General features: G+C 78.1%; 1 protein-coding gene. It reads right to left on the minus strand.

Annotation, left to right across the window (positions count from 1 at the left end):
* Window position 1: 1 nt before the first annotated feature.
* On the minus strand, window positions 2-1,318 hold the full coding sequence (locus E1281_RS39570; protein ID WP_131884799.1) for a glutamate--cysteine ligase: 1,317 nt from the start codon (window positions 1,316-1,318) through the stop codon (window positions 2-4).
* Window positions 1,319-1,591 lie beyond the last annotated feature (273 nt).

Below are 1,591 nucleotides of genomic sequence, written 5' to 3' on the forward strand. Positions count from 1 at the left end.
GTCATGTCTCCTCCGTGCCCCGGGTGGTCTGTGTGGTCCCGGGGGTGTCCGGGTGCGGTACCCGCTCACGGGCGTCCCATACGCCCGTTTCCTCCCCTGGGGTGGCTCCGGTCGGACGTCCCGGCGGGCCGCCGGGGGCGTCCACGGCGCGGCCCGCCAGGCCGCCGGACCCGGTCTGGCGGGCCAGCATGTCCACCACCGCGCGGGGGCCGCCCCGCGCGGCGGCGCGGCGCTGCCGGTCCGCGCCCGTCCCGTCCCGGCGGACGCCCGCCACCAGCGTGCACACCGCGTCCAGGTCGCCGGCGTCGGCCAGCGCCGGACCGATGCGGGCCAGCAGGCCCTCGGCCGCCCGCCACGCCGGCACCGCACGCCCCGTGGACGGGTCCAGCGCAGGGCCGTCCATCCCGTGCCGCGCCGCGCTCCACAGCGCCGCCGCGCAGACCTGCCCGTCCACCGGCGGGGCCGCGCGCCCGGCCGACAGGTCCCGCAGCGCCGCCCCGACCAGGCCCCGCACCAGCGCCGCGTGCAGGACCGCGTCGTCGTCGGTGGCCGCCGCGTCCGCGGCGCGGACCTCCACCGTCGGCCACCGCGGCGACGGCCGCGCCAGCCAGAAGCTCATCGCCTCGTCCACGAGCACGCCCGCCTCGACCAGCGCCGCGACGCGCCCGTCGTACTCGGCCGCCGACGCCGAGAACGGCGGTATCCCCGCGCCGGGGAACCGCGCCATCTCCACGATCCGGCGGCACGCGTAGCGGCCGGCGCGGCCGCGGTCGAACGCGGAGTTCGCCGACAGCGCCACCAGGGTGGGCAGCCACGGCCTCAGGTGGTTCACCACGGCGACCGCCGTCTCCCGGTCGGGGACGCCGACGTGGACGTGGCAGCCGCACGCCTGGTAGTCCTCCACCACGTCCCCGTAGGCGGCCGTGATCGCGGCGAAGCGGTCGCCGCGCTGCGTAGGCGGGGGCGGCCCGTCCAGGACCGGTGTTCCCGCCGGCACCAGCCGCGCCCCTGCCGCCCGCGCGGCGCCGGCGAGCACCGCCCGCCCGTCCCGCAGCTGCGTCCGCAGGCCGGCGAGATCGCGGCACACGCCGGTCGCCGCCTCCACCTGCGAGGTCAGCAGCTCGGGGTGGAAGGCGCCGCCCGAGGCCGGCCACGGGTGCGTCCCCGCCCGCGCCAGGACCTCCTCCGCGAGCGGGACGCACGTCCCCGACCACGCGTCGACCAGGAGGAACTCCTCCTCCACCCCGAGGGTCTCCCCCGGCGGGGTGTCGCCCGCGCCGTCCCGTCCCGCGGCGGTCCCGGCTTCGTGCACGCTCATGCGCATCCCCCTGGCCCCGTGAACCCTGCCCCGTGTGAACCCGTGCTCGTGAATTTGTGCCCGTGTCCGGGGACTTGTCACGTCCGAGGCCGGTCATACCGGTGGATGCCCGTACAGAACGCCCCCTCCCGTTCCCGTCGGAGATCGTTCGCCTGGGCGGGTACCGGGTGACCGGATCGGTCAGCCCTGCAGGGCCACGTACGGCGCCAGTGCCAGCAGCGTCACCACCAGCGCGGCCTTCAGCGTCCGCGCCGGGACGGCGCGGGCGATGAC

This window comes from Actinomadura sp. KC345 (assembly GCF_004348515.1).
Classification (GTDB): domain Bacteria; phylum Actinomycetota; class Actinomycetes; order Streptosporangiales; family Streptosporangiaceae; genus Spirillospora.